This window comes from Nocardia sp. NPDC088792, assembly GCF_044750615.1.
In the GTDB taxonomy this organism is placed as follows: Bacteria; Actinomycetota; Actinomycetes; order Mycobacteriales; family Mycobacteriaceae; genus Nocardia.
This window is the reverse complement of sequence record NZ_JBIVKC010000009.1, coordinates 134,584-155,532: the sequence shown is the minus strand read 5'-3', so window position 1 is coordinate 155,532 and position 20,949 is coordinate 134,584. Positions and strand designations below refer to the sequence as shown.

The 20,949-nt window shown below is 68.3% G+C and carries 16 protein-coding genes; 10 read left to right on the top strand and 6 right to left on the bottom strand.

The genetic code is table 11. From position 1 onward, the window contains the following. The first annotated feature begins 4 nt into the window (after positions 1-4). The 3 genes from dnaJ (at position 5) to ACIP5Y_RS45570 (ending at position 3,123) form a co-directional block, all read left to right on the top strand. Entirely contained in the window at positions 5-1,177 is a 1,173-nt protein-coding gene (dnaJ, locus tag ACIP5Y_RS45580; protein WP_400360285.1) for a molecular chaperone DnaJ, read from the top strand. Further along, positions 1,177-1,572 carry a heat shock protein transcriptional repressor HspR gene (locus ACIP5Y_RS45575; RefSeq protein WP_400360043.1) on the top strand — a complete coding sequence of 132 codons (396 nt, stop codon included), beginning with the start codon at positions 1,177-1,179 and terminating at the stop codon, positions 1,570-1,572. The genes dnaJ and ACIP5Y_RS45575 overlap by 1 nt, the downstream gene beginning before the upstream one ends. A gap of 381 nt (positions 1,573-1,953) precedes the next feature. After that, a complete protein-coding gene (locus tag ACIP5Y_RS45570) occupies positions 1,954-3,123 on the top strand; it encodes a globin domain-containing protein (protein ID WP_400360041.1) in 1,170 nt (389 codons plus the stop codon). Positions 3,124-3,223: 100 nt separating this feature from the next. Here the strand turns inward: ACIP5Y_RS45570 and ACIP5Y_RS45565 are convergent, their stop codons facing one another. The 5 genes from ACIP5Y_RS45565 to ACIP5Y_RS45545 all read right to left on the bottom strand — a co-directional run bounded on the left by ACIP5Y_RS45565 (position 3,224) and on the right by ACIP5Y_RS45545 (position 11,844). After that, positions 3,224-4,576, bottom strand: a complete 1,353-nt coding sequence (locus ACIP5Y_RS45565; RefSeq protein ID WP_400360039.1) for a M1 family metallopeptidase — start codon at positions 4,574-4,576, stop codon at positions 3,224-3,226. After that, positions 4,576-8,604, bottom strand: coding sequence for a Pls/PosA family non-ribosomal peptide synthetase (locus tag ACIP5Y_RS45560; RefSeq protein WP_400360037.1), 4,029 nt, complete (start codon positions 8,602-8,604; stop codon positions 4,576-4,578). Before ACIP5Y_RS45560 ends, ACIP5Y_RS45565 begins: the two co-directional genes overlap by 1 nt. A gap of 78 nt (positions 8,605-8,682) precedes the next feature. After that, the gene (locus ACIP5Y_RS45555) at positions 8,683-9,468 is read right to left on the bottom strand and encodes an FAD-binding oxidoreductase (protein ID WP_400360035.1); all 786 of its coding nucleotides are present in this window, start codon (positions 9,466-9,468) and stop codon (positions 8,683-8,685) included. 83 nt (positions 9,469-9,551) lie between these two features. Further along, positions 9,552-10,712: an FAD-binding oxidoreductase gene (locus tag ACIP5Y_RS45550; RefSeq protein ID WP_400360033.1), complete on the bottom strand. Its 1,161-nt coding sequence runs from the start codon at positions 10,710-10,712 to the stop codon at positions 9,552-9,554. 154 nt (positions 10,713-10,866) lie between these two features. Further along, positions 10,867-11,844, bottom strand: coding sequence for an NADP-dependent oxidoreductase (locus ACIP5Y_RS45545; protein WP_400360032.1), 978 nt, complete (start codon positions 11,842-11,844; stop codon positions 10,867-10,869). Between the two features lie 186 nt (positions 11,845-12,030). On the opposite strand from ACIP5Y_RS45545, the gene clpB reads away from it, so the two are divergent. From clpB to ACIP5Y_RS45510, 7 genes are all read left to right on the top strand, one after another. Next, entirely contained in the window at positions 12,031-14,586 is a 2,556-nt protein-coding gene (gene clpB, locus ACIP5Y_RS45540; protein ID WP_400360030.1) for an ATP-dependent chaperone ClpB, read from the top strand. 257 nt (positions 14,587-14,843) lie between these two features. Further along, positions 14,844-15,677 (top strand): DUF5666 domain-containing protein, encoded by an 834-nt coding sequence (locus tag ACIP5Y_RS45535; RefSeq protein ID WP_400360028.1) that lies wholly within the window; start codon positions 14,844-14,846, stop codon positions 15,675-15,677. Between the two features lie 59 nt (positions 15,678-15,736). After that, positions 15,737-16,888 carry a hypothetical protein gene (locus ACIP5Y_RS45530; protein WP_400360026.1) on the top strand — a complete coding sequence of 384 codons (1,152 nt, stop codon included), beginning with the start codon at positions 15,737-15,739 and terminating at the stop codon, positions 16,886-16,888. Positions 16,889-17,042: 154 nt separating this feature from the next. Continuing rightward, positions 17,043-17,891, top strand: coding sequence for an SDR family NAD(P)-dependent oxidoreductase (locus ACIP5Y_RS45525; protein ID WP_400360025.1), 849 nt, complete (start codon positions 17,043-17,045; stop codon positions 17,889-17,891). An 8-nt stretch (positions 17,892-17,899) separates the two neighbouring features. Next, on the top strand, positions 17,900-18,445 hold the full coding sequence (gene pyrE, locus ACIP5Y_RS45520) for an orotate phosphoribosyltransferase (RefSeq protein ID WP_400360023.1): 546 nt from the start codon (positions 17,900-17,902) through the stop codon (positions 18,443-18,445). A 150-nt stretch (positions 18,446-18,595) separates the two neighbouring features. Beyond that, complete coding sequence (locus ACIP5Y_RS45515; protein WP_400360021.1) at positions 18,596-19,654, top strand: beta-ketoacyl-ACP synthase 3; 1,059 nt, start codon at positions 18,596-18,598, stop codon at positions 19,652-19,654. Positions 19,655-19,662: 8 nt separating this feature from the next. After that, complete coding sequence (locus ACIP5Y_RS45510; protein ID WP_400360020.1) at positions 19,663-20,349, top strand: lysoplasmalogenase; 687 nt, start codon at positions 19,663-19,665, stop codon at positions 20,347-20,349. An 11-nt stretch (positions 20,350-20,360) separates the two neighbouring features. On the opposite strand, the gene ACIP5Y_RS45505 is transcribed toward ACIP5Y_RS45510, so the two are convergent. Further along, positions 20,361-20,909, bottom strand: a complete 549-nt coding sequence (locus tag ACIP5Y_RS45505; protein WP_400360018.1) for a helix-turn-helix domain-containing protein — start codon at positions 20,907-20,909, stop codon at positions 20,361-20,363. Between the last annotated feature and the right edge of the window lie 40 nt (positions 20,910-20,949).

Here is a 20,949-nt window from a genome sequence, read left to right as displayed (position 1 = left end):
ATGCCTGGTGAATCGGGAGTGGCTCGAGAAGGACTTCTACAAAGAGCTGGGTATTTCCTCCGGCGCGACTCAGGACGAGATCAAGAAGGCCTACCGCAAGCTGGCCCGTGACCTGCACCCGGACAAGAACCCCGGGGATGCCACGGCCGAGGAGCGGTTCAAGGCCGTCAGCGAGGCGCATGCCGTGCTGTCGGATCCGGAGAAGCGCAAGGAGTACGACGAGGCCCGGAAGCTGTTCGCGGGTGGCGGTTTCGGCCGCGGCGGCTTCACCCCCGGCGCCGGCTACGGCCAGGGCGGCGGGTTCTCCAACGATTTCAATATCGGCGACATCTTCGGCCAGGCCGGGGGCGCCGCCGACGGTGGACTCGGCGATCTGCTGGGTGGACTGTTCAATCGCGGTGGCACCCGCACCACTTCGCGCCCCCGGCGCGGGTCGGATGTGGAGACCGAGACCACGCTGGGCTTCCGGGAGGCCGCCCAGGGTGTGACGGTGCCGCTGCGCATGACCAGCCCGGCCGCCTGTACCACCTGCCACGGCAGTGGCGCCAAGCCCGGCACCTCGCCGCGAGTCTGCCCGCACTGCAACGGAACCGGCGTCGTCAGCCGGAACCAGGGTGCGTTCGGATTCAGCGAACCGTGCGAGGACTGCCGGGGTACGGGCTCGATCATCGACGACCCGTGCGTCGACTGCCGCGGTACCGGAATCCAGAATCGGACCCGCACCATCACCGTGCGTATCCCCCCGGGGGTGCGGGACGGGCAGCGGATCCGGCTGGCGGGTCAGGGTGAGGCGGGCCTGCGCGGCGCGCCGCCGGGTGACCTGTATGTGACCGTGCATGTCAGCCAGGACAAGGTGTTCGGCCGCAATGGCGATGACCTGACCCTGGTGCTGCCGGTCAGCTATGCCGAATTGGTGCTCGGCACAACCGTTTCCGTGCCTACCCTGGATGGACGGGTGGGCGTCAAGGTGCCGCCCGGCACCGCCGACGGCCGCACCCTGCGGGTGCGGGGCCGTGGCGTCCCCAAGCGTGACGGCGCGGCCGGTGACCTGCTGGTCACCGTGAAGGTCGCGGTGCCGCAGAAGCTGGACGACGACGCCGGCGAGGCGCTGCGGCGCTATGCGGAGGCGGAGAAGGCCGGCGGCTTCGATCCACGTGCGGGATGGGCGGGTGCGTGATGAGTTCCGATCCGAATCGCAATGAGGCGCAGTATTTCCTGATCTCGGTGGCGGCGCAGCTGGCGGGCATGCATGCCCAGACGCTGCGCACGTACGACCGCCTGGGTCTGGTGTCGCCGCAACGCACTTCGGGCGGCGGGCGGCGCTACTCGGACCGGGATGTCGAACTGCTCCGTGAGGTGCAGCGGCTGTCCCAGGACGAGGGCGTCAATCTCGCCGGTATCAAACGGATCATCGAACTCACCAATCAGGTCGAGGAGTTGCAGCAGCGAGTGGCGGAGTTGACGTCGGAGGTGGAAAGGCTCCGGGCGGGATACCGCCCGGATCTCACGCCGCCCACGCGTAGTACCGCGCTCGTGGTGTGGCAGCCGAGAAATCGGCGCAAACCTCAGTAATGGTGTAAATCGAAAGGGGCTCGGAGACAAAGTCTCCGGGCCCCTTTTGCTAAACTAAAAACAGACCGGTAGGTTGAGAAATAGCTGGCGAGGTTGCGGTGTGATCGCTGGAATGTTGAGGCTTGCAAAATGAATCCTCCGACTTCAATGGCTGAAACCCCGTGTCGCTCGGCGTGTTACAGGTGAACAGTCTGTTTTCGACGTCGAATTCCCGAAGTTGCCAGGTTTTCGAGGAATTACAGGCGTGTTGTTGAAACGTCCCGTTCCGTTGCTGGCAAACCTGCCCTACACTTGCTTGGCAACGGCTGCTGTCGAGTGTCCCGCAGCACTGCACTCGCCGCCTCCGCTTGTGTTCGAGTGCGAAATGGGGTTGTGACACATATGGATTCGCGGACCGTCGCATTGATTAGAACGACGTTCAAGGCGGTTGCTGCGGAAGATGGCGGCTCCGAGAAACTCGCTCGTTCTTTCTACGCCATCCTCTTCACGCAATACCCGCAAGTCCGCGATTTCTTTCCCGCGGCCCTGGACGCCCAGCGCGACCGATTGGTGAAGGCCATCGCCTATTGCGTCGACCGGCTGGAGGACCCGGATCGTTTGCTGCCCTTCCTCGCTCAGCTCGGCCGCGATCATCGCAAGTACGGCGTCGTCGCCGAACACTATGCGGCCGTGGGGCAATCGCTGAAGTCCGCGCTCGAGGCCTACGCCGGCACCGAACTGTGGACCGACGAGATCAGCCGCGCCTGGGACGAGGGCATCACCGTCATCGCCGAGACCATGATCACGGCGGCCGACCAGGAGACCACCCCGCCGGTGTGGACCGGCACCGTCATCGAACACCGTGAGGTGCTGCGCAATCTGGCCATCGTGCGACTGGCGCTGGATCAGCCCATCCAATACGCGGCCGGCCAGTACATGAGCGTGCAGATCCCCTCCCGCCCGCGCATGTGGCGATATCTCTCACCCGCCATCCCCGCCAATGCCGCCGGCGAACTCGAATTCCACATTCGCGGTGTGACCGGCGGCTGGGTCAGCCCGGCCATGGTCGGGCACACCCGCGTCGGCGAACAGTGGCTCATCGGTTCACCGCTCGGCGGGCTCGGCGTGCCGCGCAATACCCGCCGCAAGATGCTGATGGTGGGCTGTGGCACCGGCATCGCGCCGCTGCGCGCCCAGCTCATGGCCATGACCGCGCGCCGCTCCAATCCGAAGGTGGATCTGTTCGTCGGCGGCCACTATCCGTGCGACCTCTACGATCTCGACGTGCTCAGCCAGCTGGCCTGCGCCAACAAATGGCTCACCGTCACCCCGGTCACCGAGAGCGACGAGAACCCGTGGTGGCATTTCGACTCCACCGAGGAACCCATCGACCTGCCCGGCCTGCAACCGCGGCAGATCGGGCAGATCGGGAAGATCGTGGCGGGGCACGGCAATTGGGACGACCGCGATGTGCAGATCGTCGGCTCGCCCTCGATGGTCCAGACGACGAAATTCCGCCTCATGGCGGCCGGCACCCCCACCGGGAACATCCGCCACGACCCGCTCTTCTGACCCGTACACCGGCATCCCGGAGAACGCCGGGCGCGACCCCGCCGAGGCATGAACCCCGGCGTTCTCCCGGGATGCCGGTGTGCGACAGGGCAGTGGAGCGCTAAGCGGGTGAGTCGGCCAGATCGTGCTGCGGCGGCAACTGCGGCAGCGCCGGATTGCGCAACCAGCTCTCGAACAGCGGGCGCAGCGGCTCGCGACTGAAATGCGCTGCCAGAATGATGAATTCGTCGGTGCTCACCGAGGAATGCCGGTAGCGCTCGGTCCAGGTGCGCAAAAGGTCGAAGAAGGCCTCGTCACCGAGTTCCAGGCGCAGGGCGTGCAGGGTGAGCGCGCCACGCTTGTACACACGATCGTCGAACATGCGAGTGGGGCCGGGATTTCCGATCACGATGTCCTGCGGCAGTCGCGAGAGGGTGTGCCGCGCGGCCCGCGCCAGCTGATCGGCGGTGGGCCCGCCGCCCGCCTCGGACCAGATCCATTCCGCGTAACAGGCGAAACCTTCGTGCAGCCAGATATCACGCCACTGCCGGATGGTGAGGCTGTTGCCGAACCACTGATGCGCCAGCTCGTGCGCGACCAGCCGTTCGTAGCCGCGGCGGCCGTCGCAGTGGTTCGCGCCGAACACCGAAATGCCTTGCGCCTCGATGGGAATCTCGAGGTCGTCGTCGGTGACCACCACCGTGTAGCCCGCGAACGGGTACGGCCCGAACTTCTCGGTGAAGACCCGCATCATCTGCGACTGCCGGCCGAAATCGTGCTCGAAGTTGGCGTGCAGATGCGGCGGCAGCACCGCCTGCATGGGCACCGCGCGCCGCGGCACCTGCAGGGTTTCCTTGCGGTAGTGCCCGATCTGGATGGTGGCGAGATAGCTCGCCATGGGTTCGGGCTGCTCGTACACCCAGGTGGTCTGGCTCGCCTTGGTCTGCTTGCGCACCAGCGTGCCATTGGCCACCGCGTAGTAGGGCGAGTCGGTGGTGATCGAAATCCGGTAGCTGGCCTTGGAACTCGGATGATCGTCACACGGGAACCAGGAGGCCGCGCCGTTCGGCTGACTGGCCACCAGCGCGCCCTCGGTCAGCTCCTCCCAGCCCACCTCGCCCCACGGGCCGCGCACGGGTTTGGGGGAGCCGGTGTAGTGCACGTTCACCACCAGCGCGCCGCCCGCCGGAATTCGTTGCCGCGGCTGGAATATCAGCTTGCCGTGCTGGTGGGAGTACTTCGCCGCCTTGGCGCCGTTGACGAGCACCTTGGCGACGGCCAGCGTGGGCGACAGGTCCAGGGCGAAGCGCTCCCGCACCCCGGTGGTGGTGCCGGTGATCTCCGCCTGGCCCGCCAGCCGGTTCGCGGCGACCTTGTAGACCAGGGTCAGGTCGTACCGGGACACGCGGTAGCCGCGGTTCCCGTTCTGCGGCAGGTAATCGTCGATGGGCGCGTCGAGTGATTTATCGGTCATCAGACCCCCGATTCTGCACCGGACCACGGCGCGATCGGATTACCCCACCAGCGGGTCGACGGCGGCACACTGTCGCCGCGCATCACCAGCGAGGCCGGGCCGACGGTCGCGCCCGCGCCGATGCTCGCCGCGGGCAGCGCCACACAGTGCGGGCCGAGTGTCGCGCCCGCGCCGAGCGTCACGGTGTCCATGGCCATGATCCGGTCATGGAAGAGATGGGTCTGCACCACACACCCCCGTTCCACGGTCGCGCCGGCGCCGAGGGTCACCAGGTCCGCCTCGGGCAGCCAATAGGACTCGCACCATACCCCGCGGCCGATCTTCGCACCCAGTCCACGCAACCACAGGTTCAGGACGGGCGTACCGGTCGCGGCGCGCGCGAACCACGGCGCGGCCACATGCTCCACGAAGGTGTCGGCCACCTCGTTGCGCCACACGAACGAACTCCACAGCGGATGCTCCTCCGCCCGGATCCGGCCCACCAGTAGCCATTTCGCGAGCACCGAGGCCGCGCCCGCGAGCGCGCCCGCGCCCAGCAGCACCAGACCGCTGAGCAGCGCCGCCGGCAGGTGACCCAGGTTGCGGGCCAGCCACGCCAGCGCGAACAGCACACCCAGTCCGATGGCGAAGGTCACGAAGACCGGAATCAACCGGCAGGTCTCCACCACCCCGCGCGCCACCCGCAAACGCAGCGGCGGATCGAAAGTGCGTGCCGTATCGGCACTCTCCGCGGCGCGGCGCAGGCGCACCGGCGGACTGCCCAGCCACGACGAACCCGCCTTGGCCTTCGACGGCGCCGCGGACAGCACCGCCACCAGGCCGTTCTTCGGCACCCGGCGGCCCGGCGCGGTCATCCCGGAATTACCGAGGAAGGCGCGCTTGCCGACCTTGGCGTCACCGATGCGCAGCCAGCCGCCGCCCAATTCGTAACTGGCGATCATGGTGTCGTCGGCCAGGAACGCGCCGTCGGCGACCGTGGTGAACTTGGGCAGCAGCAACACCGTGGACGCCTCCACCCGCTTGCCGACCTTCGCGCCGAGCAGCCGCAGCCACATCGGGGTCAGCAGACTCGCGTACAGCGGGAACAGGAAGGTGCGGGCCGCATCCAGCAGCCGCTCGGTCGACCACACCTGCCAGCCCACCCGGCTGCGCACCGGATGATGCCCCTCGGTGAGACCGATCGAGAACAGCCGCACGGCGATCACCGTCACCAGCGCGTACACGCCCAGGCTGAGCAGCATGGCCACCGGGAGAATGGCGATGGCGCGCGCGAATCCACTTGCCAGCGTGGTGGTGTCACGGATCCACCAGGCCAGGAACAGGCCGCCCGCACCCAATCCGAGGATCGGCACGGCGGCCAGCACCATGGAGGTGACTCCGAAGATCGCCACCCAGTGCGAGGCCCGCGCCGGGGTCGCGTCGGGCCAGCGATGCTGGGCCTTACCGACTTTCACCGCCGGTGAACCCGCCCACTCCTGCTCGGCCTTCACCTTGCCCGCCACCGCGGAGCCGGGCGCGATCTCGGCATTGCGGCCGATCTTGGTGCCGGGCAACAGCATCGAACGCGCGCCCACCACCGCACCCGGGCCGATGGCGATCGGGCCGATATGCACGACGTCACCGTCGATCCAGAACCCGCCCAGATCCACTTCCGGTTCCACACTGCACCCGTCGCCGAGCTCCAGCATGCCGGTCACCGGCGGCAGCGTGTGCAGGTCCACGCCCTTACCGATGCGCGCGCCCAGTGCCCGCGCGAACGGCACCATCCACGGCGCGCCGGACAGGTTCTCGGCGCCGCTCGCCTCCGACAGCCGCACCGCCGTCCACAACCGCAGATGCACCTGCCCGCCACGCGGATAGGTGCCGGGCCGCACCCCGGACAACAGCAGCCGCGCGCCCACCACGCACAGCGTCATGCGGCCGGGCGGGGAAATGAACAAGGCGAACGCGAGCAGCGCCCACCACCACGACAGATGCGGCAGCCACGGCAGCGAACCCGACCAGGCCGCAATATTGCCGACGATGCCCAGCCAGGTCAGCCACTGCAGACCGGTGAGCGTGGTGAGCGGAATCGTGGCCAGCACCTGGAACAACTGCGCGCGTACCGGCACCGGCCGCACCGTCCGCTCGACCACCACGGCCGCCGGACCACTCGAATCCAGCAGCGCCGCCAGCGCGCCGAGCCGCGGATGATCGTAGAGATCGGCGACGGTGATGCGCGGATTCCGTTCCCGCAGTCCGGCCACCAGTTGCGCCGCCGCCAGCGAGCCGCCGCCCACATCGAAGAAGTCGGCCTTCGGATCGGACACCTCGGCGCCGAGGATCGAATCCCACAGCCCGGCAATCCATTTCTCGGTCTCGGTGAACCCGGCCTCCAGCTCGGCGGCCGCGGTCTTGGGCAGCGGCCACGGCAGCGCGTCCCGGTCCACCTTGCCCGAGGTGCGCGTCGGCATATCCGCCACTACCGCGAGCCGCGGCACCAGCGGCGCCGGAAGTTGTTCGGCGAGAACGGCTCTGGCGGCGGCCAGGTCGTACCCGGGTTCGGGTCCGGTCAGATACCCGATGAGGATCTTGTTGCCCGCCTTGGTGGTCCGGATGGCGGCGGCGGCCGCGGTCACGCCGGGCAGGTGCTGCAGCGCATTGTCGATCTCACCGAGCTCGATGCGCCGGCCGCCGAGCTTGATCTGATCGTCGGCGCGGCCCAGGAACACCAGGCCCGCACTCTCATTGCGCACCAGATCGCCGCTGCGGTAAGCGCGTTCCCAGCCCACCGAGGGGAGCGGCGCGTACTTCTCCGCGTCCTTGGCGGGGTCCAGGTAGCGGGCCAGGCCCACGCCGCCGATGACCAGTTCGCCGGTCTCGCCCTCGCCCACCGGATTTCCGGCCGCGTCCACCACCGTCAGGTCCCAGCCGTCCAGCGGCAGCCCGATGCGGATCGGCATGCGGCCGTCCAGCAGGGCCGCGCACGCGACCACGGTGGCCTCGGTGGGGCCGTAGGTGTTCCACACTTCGCGCTGCACCGGGCCCGCGGCGGCGCCGGTCTGCCGCACGATGGGACCGATGCCGTCCTCCGGATCGCCCGGTCCCGCGATTCTGGCCCGCAGCGGTGCGCTGCCGTCCATCCGCACCGCGTCGTCCGGCTCGTCGTCGGTGTCGTCATCGGGCCGATCACCGCCGCCCGCAAGGCGTTCCGCGAGTTCCGGCGGGACCGCCTCGCCGCCGAAGATGAGCAGCCGCACCCCGTCCAGGGCCTCCGCGGGCCAGGTCGCGGCCAGCGTGGGCACCGTGGACACGATGCTGATCTCGCGCCGCACCAGCCAGGGGCCCAGATCCGCGCCGGTCCGCACCAGCGCGCGCGGCGCCGGCACCAGGCAGGCCCCGTGCCGCCAGGCCAGCCACATCTCCTCGCAGGAGGCGTCGAAGGCCACCGACAATCCGGCCAGCACCCGGTCCCCGGGCCCGATCGGATCGCCCTGCAGGAAGAGCCGCGCCTCGGCGTCGACGAACGCGGCGGCGTTGCGATGGGTCACCGCAACACCTTTCGGCGTACCGGTGGAACCGGAGGTGAAGATGATCCACGCGTCGTCGTCCGGTGTGGGCGCGGCCGGTGTGGGCGGGGCCGTGCCGACCGCCGTGCCGGAGCTCTCGATGCCCGCGCCGGTGGCCATGGCCGTCACCCGGGCCTCACCGAATACGAGACGGGCCCGCTCGTCCGGATCGTCCGCGTCCACCGGCACATAGGCCGCGCCCGCGTGCAGGACCGCGAGGATCATGACGTACAACTCGTAGCTACCCGAGGGCATCCGGATCCCGACCCGGTCACCCGGGCGCACGCCCGCCGCGACCAGTCGCTGCACTCCGGCCTCGATCTCGATCTGCAACTCGGCGTAGCTCAGTACTGTCTCGCCGTCATCGACGGCCGGTGCGTCCGGGTGGATGCTCGCCGTGGCGGCCAGAATATCGACCAGCGTGCGCGCGGGCGGCGCCGAAGAGGCACGCAACAGCGGGGCAAACTCCACGGTGGACATTTGCCCACGGTACCCGGGAGTAGTCGCAGCTCCGCCCACGACGGTATGAACCCTGGCCGTCTGTCCAGTGAACCCCGTTCAGAAACCTTCGTGCCGGATCGCCTCGGCCGGGGTTCCGGTCGCGACCAGGTGTTCCACCGTGGCCTGCACCGCCGCGATCCGGCCGCAGACCACCACATGATGGTGGGTCAGCGGGCCGAAACGGGACGGAATATCGGCGATGGTGCCGGCGAACGTCTCCTCCGGATGGAAGCCGATATCCACCCGGCAGCTCTCGTACCACTGGTCGGGCCATTCGGGGTCGTACTCGTCCTGCACCACGGGAACGACCGTGAGCCAGGGCATTTCACCGGTCAGCAGGTACAGCATGTCCGCCGCGTACAGATCGCGCGGATAACGCGCGCCCACGAACAGATGGGTGCGCGGCGGCTCCGGCCGGCGCCCGATATCCAGCAGCAGCGACCGCATCGGCGCCAGCCCCACCGCATCCGCGATCATCACCACATCCGTGGCCGCCGGATCCACCGCCAGCCAGCCCGCGGGCGCACTGATCCGCCACTCGTCACCCACCCGGGTATCGGAGACCATGGAACCGCTGCACCAGCCGCCCGGCACCGTCCGCACATGGAATTCCAGCTTCCCGTCCAGCGACGGCGGCAACGCCGAATACATGCGCCGCACCATGCTCGGATGCTGCGGCGTCCGCACCTCCACCGACTGCCCGGCCGCGAACGGCACGAACTCGCCGATCAGCCGCACCACCGTGGTGTCCTCCCGCAACCGGTGCGCGCCGACGACCGTCGCCGTCCACTCCGTCTGCGGGCCGAGCGCCAGCGCGCCGGTCTCATCCGGGCCGAGGGTCACCGCACAACTCCGATCGTCGAAAAATCAGGTACCGCACCATCTTCCGGGGCGGCCGTCGCCGACCGGCCCGGAATATCCATCGCCTACACCGGATCCGCGCTGATGCTCGACTCCGGGGTGCCGACCGCGAGCAGGGCTCGCTTGGTATCGGCGATCATGGCGGCCGAACCGGCGATCTGGATCTGACGATCCGCCCACGCGCCGAAGCTGGCCACCACCGCACCCAGATTGCCGATCAGGCGGCGATGCATGCCGAACGGGGGATCGGCGGGCGGGTACGGATGCCACCACGGGTTGGTTTCGTTCTCGCACACCGGGATCACCGTGAGCCACGGGTTGCTCTGCGAGAGCTGCCACATGTTCTCGACGTCGTAGAGATCGCACGGATAACGGCCACCCATGAACAGATGCACGCGCGGATTGATGCCGCGCCTGCCCATCTCGATCAACTGCGCGCGCAAGGGCGCGATACCGGTACCCGAACTGACCATCAGCACATCCCGGCGGCTGCGCAGATCCACGTGCAGCCCACCCAGCGGGGCCGCGATCATCCAGCGGTCGCCCACCTGGGTCTCGTTCACGACGGCGGGGCTCACCCAGCCCGAACGCACCTTGCGCACATGGAATTCGATCTCCCCGTACGGATTGGTGGGTATGGCCGGGGACAGATACCGCCACATCTTGGGCCGCTGCGGAATCGCGACCGGCACATACTGACCGGCCTGATAGGGGATCGGCGCATCGGTCTGCAACCGCACGATGGCCAGATCGTCCACCACCCGCCGATGCCCGACCACCGTCGCCTCCCAATACGGCTGCGACTTATCGGAATTCGCGCCGATGGCCATGGACGCCGAGATCAGGATGGTGATATCCCGCCACCCTGCCTCCAGCTGACGTGTCCAATGCGACTGCCCGTTGTAGCTGCGGAACGCGGCCAGCAGCGCACGCCCCGCCATATCGTAATGGGCGGCCTCCACCCCGTACTTGCGATGATCGCGCGCCAGCTGTTCCAGGAAGCGCTGGGCCCGATCCCAGTCCTCCAGGTTGTCCAGCACGAACTGGATGGCGGTCACGAGCCGCTTGGGCTGCATGTCCATGGCAGGAGGGAACAATTCCCGCAGGGCGGGGATCTCCGCGAAAAGATGACCGTAGAACGCGCTGATCAGCCGTTCGGGCCCCTGGGGGGCTTCGACGACTGTCCGGAAGTTTGCGCGGACCAGCGCTGCAGAACGCGCATCCACGACGTCGAGCTTTCCTTTCGTGTGCTGTCAAGGGGACACGCCTGGTTCCGGGCGGTCCATCTCGACAAGTATCCCTTAAAACCTGGTGGTCGCACGGATATAGCCGAGGCTGGGGAATTTGAGCCGCTGGGAGGGGTGAGGCGGAACTCGTCGTTCAGATTACGAGCACGGTCTTGCCCCGCGCGCCTGGCGCTCCTATGACATCCGGAGCTGCTTCCAGCGGCGGTGTCGCGTCGATCGGCACCACCAGGTCGCCGTTACCGACGTGCCGCAGCAGTTCCCGCAATTCGGCTGCGCCGCCGGATGATTGGAAGTTACCACCGGTGATGCCGCGGGCGGTCAGCGCCGCGTCGTCCGCCGAGCCCACCGTGGTGAACGCCACTCCGCCGTCCTGCACCAGGCTCAGATTGTCGGCGAACCCGGTGGGCGGGCTCACCAGATCGAAGAGCACATCGATGCCGCCGGGCACCGTGATGCGCACCGAATCGGCCACCGACAATTCACTCGCCTCCGCATGGGTCGGGGAATCGGTGACCGTCATCCGGCCGTAGTTCACCACTTCGGCCGCGCCCAAGCGGATCATGCGATCGGTGTCGTCCGGCCGGGCCGTGGCGATCACATGCCCGCCCGCCAGCGCGGCCAACTGCACCAGATACGAGCCGACACCGCCGGCCGCACCCACCACCAGCACGGTCCGGTTCTTGGTGACCTTCGCCGCATGCACCAGGTCGAGAGCCGTGATGCCCGCGGTCGGCAGCGCCGCCGCCTGGATGGCGGTCACCTCGTCCGGCACCTTGGCGAGGGCGGAATCGACCGGCACCACGATGTATTCGGCGAACGTCCCGTGCCCTACAGGTGGAATGAGGAACTTGCCCACCACCCGCTCGCCCACCTGGAAATCGTGCACCCCGGCGCCGACCGCCGTGATGGACCCGGCCCCGTCCACGCCCGGGATCATCGGAAAGTCGTGCGGCATTCGATCTTTCAGGAACCCGTCGATGATGCGCTTGTCGAAGGGATTGACGCCCGCGGCCTCGAGTTCGATCTGCACCTGGCCGGGCCCGGGTTCGGGCTTCGGCATATCGGCAGGCGCTGGGCGGGCGCCGAATTCGGGAACGACGATCGCGCGCATGGGGCTCCTTCGCGTCCGGGTGACCGAGCAGCAGGGTGATGCGTCAACGAATGGGCTCATCGTACGCGTAGCGTGATTGATGGCCCTTCGACTCTGGTGCTTACGCCCGAAACTAGTCAGACTTGAGCGGAACAGACTCAACTCTAACCGCGTTGCAGAGATAAAACGACTAGTAGGAAGGTGACTGTGGACTCGTTCAATCCCACCACCAAGACCCAGGCGGCCCTGACCGCCGCCCTGCAAGCGGCCTCCGCCGCGGGCAATCCGGAGATCCGTCCGGCTCACTTGCTGGTGGCGTTGCTGGATCAGACCGACGGCATCGCCGCCCCCCTGCTCAAGGCCGTCGCCGTCGATTCCGCACCGGTGCGACGCGAGGCGCAGGACATCGTCGACCGGCTGCCCAGCGCGACCGGCGCGACCACCACCCCCAACCTCGGCCGCGAGGCGCTCGCCGCGGTGACCGCCGCTCAGCGGCTCGCCACCGAAATGGGCGACGAGTACGTCTCCACCGAACACCTCATGGTGGGCCTGGCCTCGGGTGACTCCGACGTCTCGCAACTACTCCTGAAGTACGGCGCCACCGCCGACGCCCTGCGCGAGGCGTTCACCGCCGTACGCGGCAACACCCGCGTCACCACCGCCGACCCGGAAGGCAGCTATCAGGCGCTGGAGAAGTACTCCACCGACCTCACCGCCGCCGCCCGCGACGGCAAACTCGACCCGGTCATCGGCCGCGACACCGAAATCCGGCGCGTGGTCCAGGTATTGAGCCGCCGCACCAAGAACAACCCGGTGCTCATCGGCGAACCCGGCGTCGGCAAGACCGCCATCGTGGAGGGCCTGGCCCAGCGCATCGTGGCGGGCGACGTCCCGGAATCCTTGCGCGGCAAGAAACTCGTCTCGCTCGACCTGGGCGCGATGGTGGCCGGCGCCAAGTACCGCGGTGAATTCGAGGAGCGGCTGAAGGCCGTCCTGGAGGAGATCAAAACCTCCGCGGGACAGATCATCACGTTCATCGACGAACTGCACACCATCGTGGGCGCCGGTGCGACAGGCGAATCCGCCATGGACGCCGGGAACATGATCAAGCCCATGCTGGCGCGCGGGGAACTGCGCCTGGTCGGCGCGACCACCCTCGACGAATACCGGCAGCACATCGAGAAGGACCCGGCCCTGGAACGCCGGTTCCAGCAGGTGCTGGTCGGCGAACCGTCGGTGGAGGACACCGTCGGCATCCTGCGCGGTCTCAAGGAACGCTACGAGAGCCACCACCACGTACGGATCACCGACTCCGCACTGGTCGCCGCGGCCACCCTGTCCGACCGCTACATCACCTCCCGGTTCCTGCCGGACAAGGCCATCGACCTGGTCGACGAGGCCGCCTCCCGGCTGCGCATGGAAATCGATTCCCGCCCGGTGGAAATCGACGAGGTGGAGCGCGCGGTGCGGCGCCTCGAGATCGAGGAGGTCGCACTCGCCAAGGAAACCGACGAGGGCTCCAAACAGCGACTGGAGAAACTGCGGCAGGAACTCGCCGACGACCGCGAGAAGCTCAATCAGCTGATGACCCGCTGGCAGAACGAGAAGCAGGCCATCGACTCCGTGAGCGGGCTCAAGGAACAACTGGAAGCACTGCGCGGCGAATCCGAACGCGCCGAACGCGACGGCGACCTGGGCAAGGCCGCCGAACTCCGGTACGGGCGAATCCCCAAGGCGGAGAAGGAACTCGCCGACGCCGAGGCCAAGGCCAAGACCGCCGCCGACGGTGACGTCATGCTCAAGGAGGAGGTCGGGCCCGACGATATCGCCGAGGTGGTGTCGGCGTGGACCGGAATCCCGGTGGGCCGCATGCTCGAAGGCGAAACCCAGAAGCTGCTCCGCATGGAGGAAGAACTGGGCCGCCGCGTGGTGGGCCAGCCGGAACCGGTGCAGGCCGTGTCCGATGCGGTGCGCCGCGCGCGGGCCGGCGTGGCCGACCCGAACCGGCCGACCGGATCCTTCATGTTCGTCGGACCGACCGGTGTCGGTAAGACCGAGCTCGCGAAGGCCTTGGCGGACTTCCTGTTCGACGACGAACGCGCCATGATCCGCATCGACATGAGCGAATACTCCGAGAAGCACTCGGTGGCCAGGCTCGTCGGCGCGCCGCCCGGCTACGTCGGCTACGACCAGGGCGGGCAGCTCACCGAGGCGGTGCGGCGGCGCCCGTACACGGTGGTCCTCTTCGACGAGATCGAGAAGGCCCACCCGGACGTCTTCGACATCCTGTTGCAGGTGCTCGACGAGGGCCGTCTCACCGACAGCCAGGGCCGCACGGTCGACTTCCGCAACGCCATCCTCATCCTGACCTCCAATCTGGGTGCGGGCGGCGACAAGGAATTCGTCATGAACAGGGTGCGCGCCGCGTTCAAGCCGGAATTCCTGAACCGGCTCGACGACGTGGTCATGTTCCACGCCCTCGACGAGGAACAGCTGGAAGTGATCGTGGACATCCAGCTGAACCAGCTGCAGAAGCGCCTGTCCCAGCGCCGCCTGAAGCTGGACGTCTCCGATTCGGCCCGGTTCTGGCTGGCCGTGCGCGGCTACGACCCGGCCTACGGCGCCCGCCCCCTGCGCCGCCTCATCCAGCAGGCCATCGGCGACACCCTCGCCAAGGAACTGCTGGCCGGCGAGGTGCAGGACGGCGACACCGTCAAGGTCAATGTCAGCCCGGACGGCGACAACCTCATAGTCGGCAGATGAGTCGGCCCTCCGCTGCGCTCCGGGCGGGTTCGCGGGCAGGCCCAGAGTGATGGGTGCCGTGAAAGTCTCGGTCTTCCCTCCCTCCGCTCCGCCGCTTCGCTCCCCCGCTCCGCTCAGTCCAGACCGAGACGGGCCGCGAACACCAGCGGAATCTGTACCGGGAAGGCTGGGCTTTCGGCCCTGCAGCCTGCGCCTTGGCTGCGAACCGCCGGAGCGTAGCGGAGGCAAATTAAACACGGCCGCCTACCCTGGTGGGCATGACTAATCCGAGCGATCCGTGGTCGCGGCGGCCCGAGGGTGACCCGGGGGACGGGCCGACCGAGTATTTCGGGCAACCGCTGGGCCAGGACCCCACTCGGGTGATGCCGCCGGCCGACGCACAGTGGGGTGCGTACGAGCCGGGTGCCAACGCCGGGCAGGGCGCGGGTGTGGAGTACCCGCCCACGGCCACCTACGACAGCGGCGCGGGTTACGCGCCGACCCAGAGCTTCCCCGGCGGAGCCGGTTATCCCCAGGGCGGATATCCGGCCGCTCCCGGTGGACCGGGCGGGCCCGGGATGCCGCCGGGCGGCGGGTACGTGCCCGCCGGCTTCCCGCAGCAGCCCCCGCCGCCGCAGCCGCCGCGCAAGACCGGCATGTGGATCGGGATCGGTCTCGGCGCACTGGTTCTCGTGGCCGTTGTGGGCGTGCTCGTGGGAGCGCTGCTGGCGCACAAGGATTCCTCGGACAATGCCTCCTCCACCAGCACCTCGCGCACCAATCTGTATCCGGTGCCGGGTTATCCGGGCAATACCTCCGTGGTGCCGCTGCCCAGTGGCGTGCCGACCATCCCGGGTCTGGGCGACCTCGATCAGCTCGGCGCCAATATGGGCACCATCGCGAGCAACGACGGTAAGAACATCGGCCTCACCACCATGGCGGGCAAGACGGTCACCGTGCACACCGACGACAACACGCAGGTGATCTCGCTGGCCAGCAGCAAGGTCGCGGACCTCAAGGTGGGCGACATGGTGATGGTGCAGGGCGACAAGAACCCCGACGGGTCGATCCAGGCCAAGGTCATCATCAGCACCGCGGTGCCGACGCGATGAACGGCAAAACCGCAGGCGTAGCGGGCAATCGATCGTCCGGCTGGATAGGGTAGGCGGCGATGACGGGAATATGGTTCGGGCTGGCCGCGATCGCGCTGGTGGGCGCTATCGTGCTGCTCTATTTCGATCGGCTGCAACGGCAGCGCACCGGGCATGTGCGGCAGGTCTGGGCGAAATCCCAGGGCTACACCTATGTTTCGGTGGAACCGGCGCTGGCCTCCACCTGGCGGCGCGGCGCGCTCGCCAAACTCGGCTACCTGTCCGCGGTGGACGTGGTCTCCGGCAACCGCAAGGGTGAGAAGTTCGTGCTGTTCGATCTGGAGGACGCCGCCACCCTGGTCGCGGTGCGCCGGCAGATCGGCTCGGACATCGATATCGACCTGCGGTTGAAAACGGCTGCGCCGCCGAAGGACCACGACCTCGAACTGCTCGGGGCCATCGGGGACCGGGTGGTGTTCGCCACCAATCCGGATATCGCCCGGCACGCGGTGGATCAGCGCATGGTGGCGTTCATCGAATCGCTGCCCGACACCGTGCAACAGCTGTGGTCCGAAGGCAACTGGACGCTCGGCATGCTGCCGGTGGGTGCGGTCGCCAAGGACTGGGAGATGGCCATCGACGCCGTGCTGCGGCTGTCCGGCCTGCTGCACGTGCTGCCGCCGGTCATCAGCTCCGAACGCGGCCGCGACGAACTGCCGGAACCCGGTCGCTCGCACCCGCTTCCGGAGGACGACGACTACGACGGCTACGACGAGGACGGCGACTACGGCGGCGAGGACCGCGCCCCCGCCGCCCGCGTCCGCTCCGCGCATCCGGACGACGCCGACGACTACGGCACCCCGCTGGTCAGCGATATCGCCGGCACCGGCGAACCGGACGAGGAACCCGAATCCTGGCGTCCCGCACTGAAAGTCGTGCCGGACCCGCGCAACCGCCCCCGCCGCAACTGGCCCCCCGCTCCGGAAGAGGACGACTGGGAGTCGGAGGACGCCGAACGCGCCGCGGACGACGACCGCGTGCCCGCGAACGAACGCACCCTCGCCCGCGAGGAAGACTGGCGCGACGAGGATCCGGACGACTGGCCCGCCGAGGACCCCGATCCGGACCGCGAACCGGAAGAGGGCTGGCGCAAGGACCAGGGCCGCAGCGCCCCGCCCGGCGGCCCCTTCCATCCGGGGTTCCGTCCCTACCAGGGACCGACCCCGAGGTGACCCGCACCCCGGATCCCAGTCCCGCACCGGCGATCCGGGGTTTTTTCTTTGCGCGTGTATTCCGCATGTCTGAGCCCGCGAGGGACCAGAATGGGGGCGCAGTCACGGTCATCGCCGACCGGTTCCCTGTCGTGCGAGTGATAGGCAGTCCGCGATGACCGAGCGTTCTCCCGGCGATCCGGCCGGCGCCGTGCGCCTGCCCGGCGCGCATCGGCCGGTGGCCCTGGTCACCGGGCCGACCTCCGGTATCGGCAAGGCCTACGCCACCCGGCTGGCCGCGCTCGGATACGACCTGGTGCTGGTGGCACGCGATGCGGATCGGCTGGCCGCACTCGCGCACGAAGTGGAAGTGCACTACGGGGCGCGGGCCGAGCTGCTGCCCGCCGACCTGGCGCGACCGGACGACCGGGAGCGGGTCGGCGAGCGACTCGGCCGGGGCGTCGAATTCCTGGTCAACAATGCGGGATTCGGGACCGCGGGCGAATTCTGGACCCTCGACCCCGGCCACCTGCAGTCCCAACTCGATGTGAACGTCACCGCCGTCATGCAGCTGACCCGCGCGGCCCTGCCGCCCATGCTGCACGCCGCCAACGGCACGGTCGTGAATGTGGCGAGCCTGGCCGGGCTGATTCCCGGACGGGGCTCGACCTATTCGGCCTCCAAGGCGTACGTCGTATCCTTCTCGCAAGGGCTGGCAGGCGGGCTGGCCGGGACCGGGGTCCGGGTGCAGGCATTGTGCCCGGGACTCGTCCGCACCGAATTCCACCAGCGGGCCGGACTGGATCCGGCGGCGGCGCCGTTACGACCGCGAGCGCTGAGAGGAGGAGCGTGGCTGAGCGTGGACGAGGTCGTGGCCGGTTCGCTGCGTGATCTGGAGAGAGACCGGGTGATCAGCGTGCCCGGAGTGCAGTACAAAGCGATCGCAGCGGTCGCCGGACTGCTCCCGCGGTCCGTGCAGACCCGCCTGAACAGAGGCATTTTCAACGCGCGCGGAAGGACATAGACACAGCAATGCAGGTAACGACGACCGACCGGGACAGACTGGCCGCACTGGTACGCGACCTCGCCGTCGTACACGGCAAGGTCACCCTGTCCTCGGGCAAGGAAGCCGACTACTACGTGGACCTGCGCCGGGCCACCCTGCACCACGAGGCGTCGCCGCTGATCGGCAAGCTGCTGCGGGAACTGGTCGCCGACTGGGACTTCGACGCGGTGGGCGGGCTCACCATGGGCGCCGACCCGGTCGCGGCGGCCGTGATGCACGCGCCGGGCCGGGCCATCGACGCGTTCGTGGTGCGCAAGGCAGCCAAGACGCACGGCATGCAGCGGCAGATCGAGGGCCCCGACATCGTGGGCAAGCGGGTGCTGGTGGTGGAGGACACCACCACGACCGGCAATTCGCCGCTGACCGCGGTGCGCGCGCTACGGGACGCGGGCGCGATCGTGGTGGGCGTGGCGACCGTGGTGGACCGGGAGACCGGCGCCGACGGCATCATCGCGGCCGAGGGACTGGAGTACCGGTCGATTCTCGGCCTGAAGGATCTGGCGCTCGGGTAGCGCGAACCGCACGTCTTCCGATAGTCGGGGCAAATGTCCTCACTGTGCGGTTGACGTGACTTTGCCCTGGGCTGAACCCTAGCTCTGGGTTAGCCTGGGTCCTGGTCTTACGTCCGACAATGATGTTGTGAAGGGTCGTGTGAGTCACCTGTGGTGAGCATTGCAATCAACAAGGGTCATCAGAATGTTGCGATGCTCGGCATCGGCGCCTACCGGCCCAAGCGCATAGTCAGCAATGCCGACGTGTGCGAGGTCCTGGAATCCACACCCGAATGGATCTGGGAACGCACCGGCATCCACAACCGGCGCTGGATCAGCGGCGACGAGACCCTGCGCAGCATGGCCGTCGCCGCGGCCGACCGGGCGCTGAACAACACCGGCATCGACCGATCCAAGATCGGCGCACTCATCCTGTGCACCTCCAGCTGGCTCAAGCTCACCCCGCACGGCGCCCCGACCATCGCCTCCGACCTGGGCATCAACGGCATTCCGGCCTTCGACCTCACCTCCGGATGCGGCGGCTTCGGCTACGGGCTGGGCGTCGCCGCCGACATGATCCGGTCCGGCTCGGCCGAGTACATCGTGGTCATCGGCGCGGAAACGATGACCGTCGGTCTCGACCCGACCGACCGCGGCACCGCCATGATCTTCGGTGACGGCGCGGGCGCCGTGGTGGTCGGTCCGGCCGAGGAGAACGGCATCTCCCCGACCGTGTGGGGCTCCGACGGCGAGAACGCCGAGGCCATCGCACAGGACGTGGACTTCCTCGAATTCATGAACAAGGCGCAGCGGCTGCAGGGCACCGACCCGGCCGTGGAGGCGGTCGGCCGCATGTCCCTGCACATGGAGGGACCGAAGGTGTTCCGCTGGGCGGCGGTCACGCTGCCGCGCGCCCTGTCCAGCGCCATCGAGATGTCCGGCGTGGCCAAGGAGGACATCGAGGTGTTCATCCCGCATCAGGCCAATGCCCGCATCAACGAGCTCATGAAGAAGAATCTCGGGCTCGCCGACGACATCCCGATGGCCAATGACATCGAGAACACCGGCAATACGTCGGCCGCCTCGATTCCGCTGGCCATGGAGGAAATGCTGGTCACCGGCAAGGCCAAGGGCGGTCAGCTGGCGCTGCTGCTCGCTTTCGGCGCGGGCCTGTCCTATGCGGGTCAGGTCGCGGTGCTGCCGCCGGCCCCGGCCGAGCCCAGCTTCTGAATCCGGTCATGGCGAGACCTTTTCGCGCCGCGTTCGCCGCAGCGGCGGCGGTGACCGTGTTCGGTGCGGTCACCGGCCGCGAGAAGTTGCAGTGGGCCGCAAAGCCTCTGCTCATGCCGCTGCTGGCGGCGGACGTGGTGGCAAACGGTCAGGAACTCGACGTTGCGCACCGGTCCGTACTGCTCGGCTCGCTCGCCGCGGCGACCGTGGGCGACGTCCTGTTGATCGATCCGGACGATGATCGCCGATTGATAGCGGGCGCTTCGTCTTTCGCGCTCATGCAGACCGGGTACTCGTGGCTGTGGTGGCGGCGCGGCGGTCGTCCGCGGGCGCAGATCGCCGGACCGCGGCTCGCCGCCTGGCTCGGCGCGGCGACGCTCATGCGATTCAAGGCCCCGAGCGTCGCGGTGCCATTGACCGTGTACGGCGCGACCTTGGGGACCGCGGCCACGCTGGCCTCCGATCCCGGTTTGGCTCCGGACTCGAAAAATATTGCGGGCCTGAATATTCCGAACTCGGATCCGCGCAGCCGCCTCGGCCTGGGCGCGACCCTGTTCACGCTGTCGGACGGTTTGATCGTGCTGCGTCGCATCTTCGCGCGCAGTCCGCGTTCGCAGCGCATTACCGAGGGCGTCATCCTCGGGACCTACGCCGCTGCGCAGTATCTGCTGGCGGATCCGCGCGCGCATCGCTGAGTCGTTGCGGCTCAGCCGGTTTCGCCGGCCGGTGCTTCCGCCGGGAAGATGATCGGGCTGAGCAGATAGCGGCCGCGTTCCGGCGTCGGCTGATTGGCCAGCCGGGGCAGGATCACCCGTCGTAGCTCGGCTTCGAACTCCGCGAGTTCCTCGTGCGTGAGCCATATTCCGTGCTGCCGATAGCCCACCAGATCCGCGACGGGATCGGCGTGCTCGCGATCGAGGTAGGCGTTGAACTCCGCGATCAGCACGGTCATGGCGGTGGCGAACACCTGCCGGTGATCCTCGGGTGACAGCGATTCGAGCGCTTCGGCATTCGCGGCCACGGTGCGGGCCGGCTGCAGCCGGTAGTGCCGCTGCACCGCGCCGCGCACCCGCCGCTCCTCCGCGACCTCGAGGATCCCGGCGCTCGCGAGCGTGTCCACGTGCCGGTAGAGCATCGCCTTGGACACGTCCGGCAGGAGTGTCCCGAGTTCGGCCGTCGTCAAGGTGTCCCGCCCGCGGAAGGCGTGCAGGATGCGCATCCGCACGGGGTGTGACAGCAGTTCGAGTGGTCCCACTTCCCAACGTTCTCATACACTGCTACCGTTCTCAAAGTAC

Coding starts and splice junctions, on each gene's coding strand:
- pyrE (WP_400360023.1), top strand. CDS start 17,900: ATGCAGGTAACGACGACCGACCGGGACAGACTGGCCGCACTGGTACGC.
- ACIP5Y_RS45570 (WP_400360041.1), top strand. CDS start 1,954: ATGGATTCGCGGACCGTCGCATTGATTAGAACGACGTTCAAGGCGGTT.
- ACIP5Y_RS45530 (WP_400360026.1), top strand. CDS start 15,737: ATGACGGGAATATGGTTCGGGCTGGCCGCGATCGCGCTGGTGGGCGCT.
- ACIP5Y_RS45525 (WP_400360025.1), top strand. CDS start 17,043: ATGACCGAGCGTTCTCCCGGCGATCCGGCCGGCGCCGTGCGCCTGCCC.
- ACIP5Y_RS45545 (WP_400360032.1), bottom strand. CDS start 11,844: ATGCGCGCGATCGTCGTTCCCGAATTCGGCGCCCGCCCAGCGCCTGCC.
- ACIP5Y_RS45535 (WP_400360028.1), top strand. CDS start 14,844: ATGACTAATCCGAGCGATCCGTGGTCGCGGCGGCCCGAGGGTGACCCG.
- ACIP5Y_RS45565 (WP_400360039.1), bottom strand. CDS start 4,576: ATGACCGATAAATCACTCGACGCGCCCATCGACGATTACCTGCCGCAG.
- ACIP5Y_RS45560 (WP_400360037.1), bottom strand. CDS start 8,604: ATGTCCACCGTGGAGTTTGCCCCGCTGTTGCGTGCCTCTTCGGCGCCG.
- ACIP5Y_RS45510 (WP_400360020.1), top strand. CDS start 19,663: ATGGCGAGACCTTTTCGCGCCGCGTTCGCCGCAGCGGCGGCGGTGACC.
- ACIP5Y_RS45575 (WP_400360043.1), top strand. CDS start 1,177: ATGAGTTCCGATCCGAATCGCAATGAGGCGCAGTATTTCCTGATCTCG.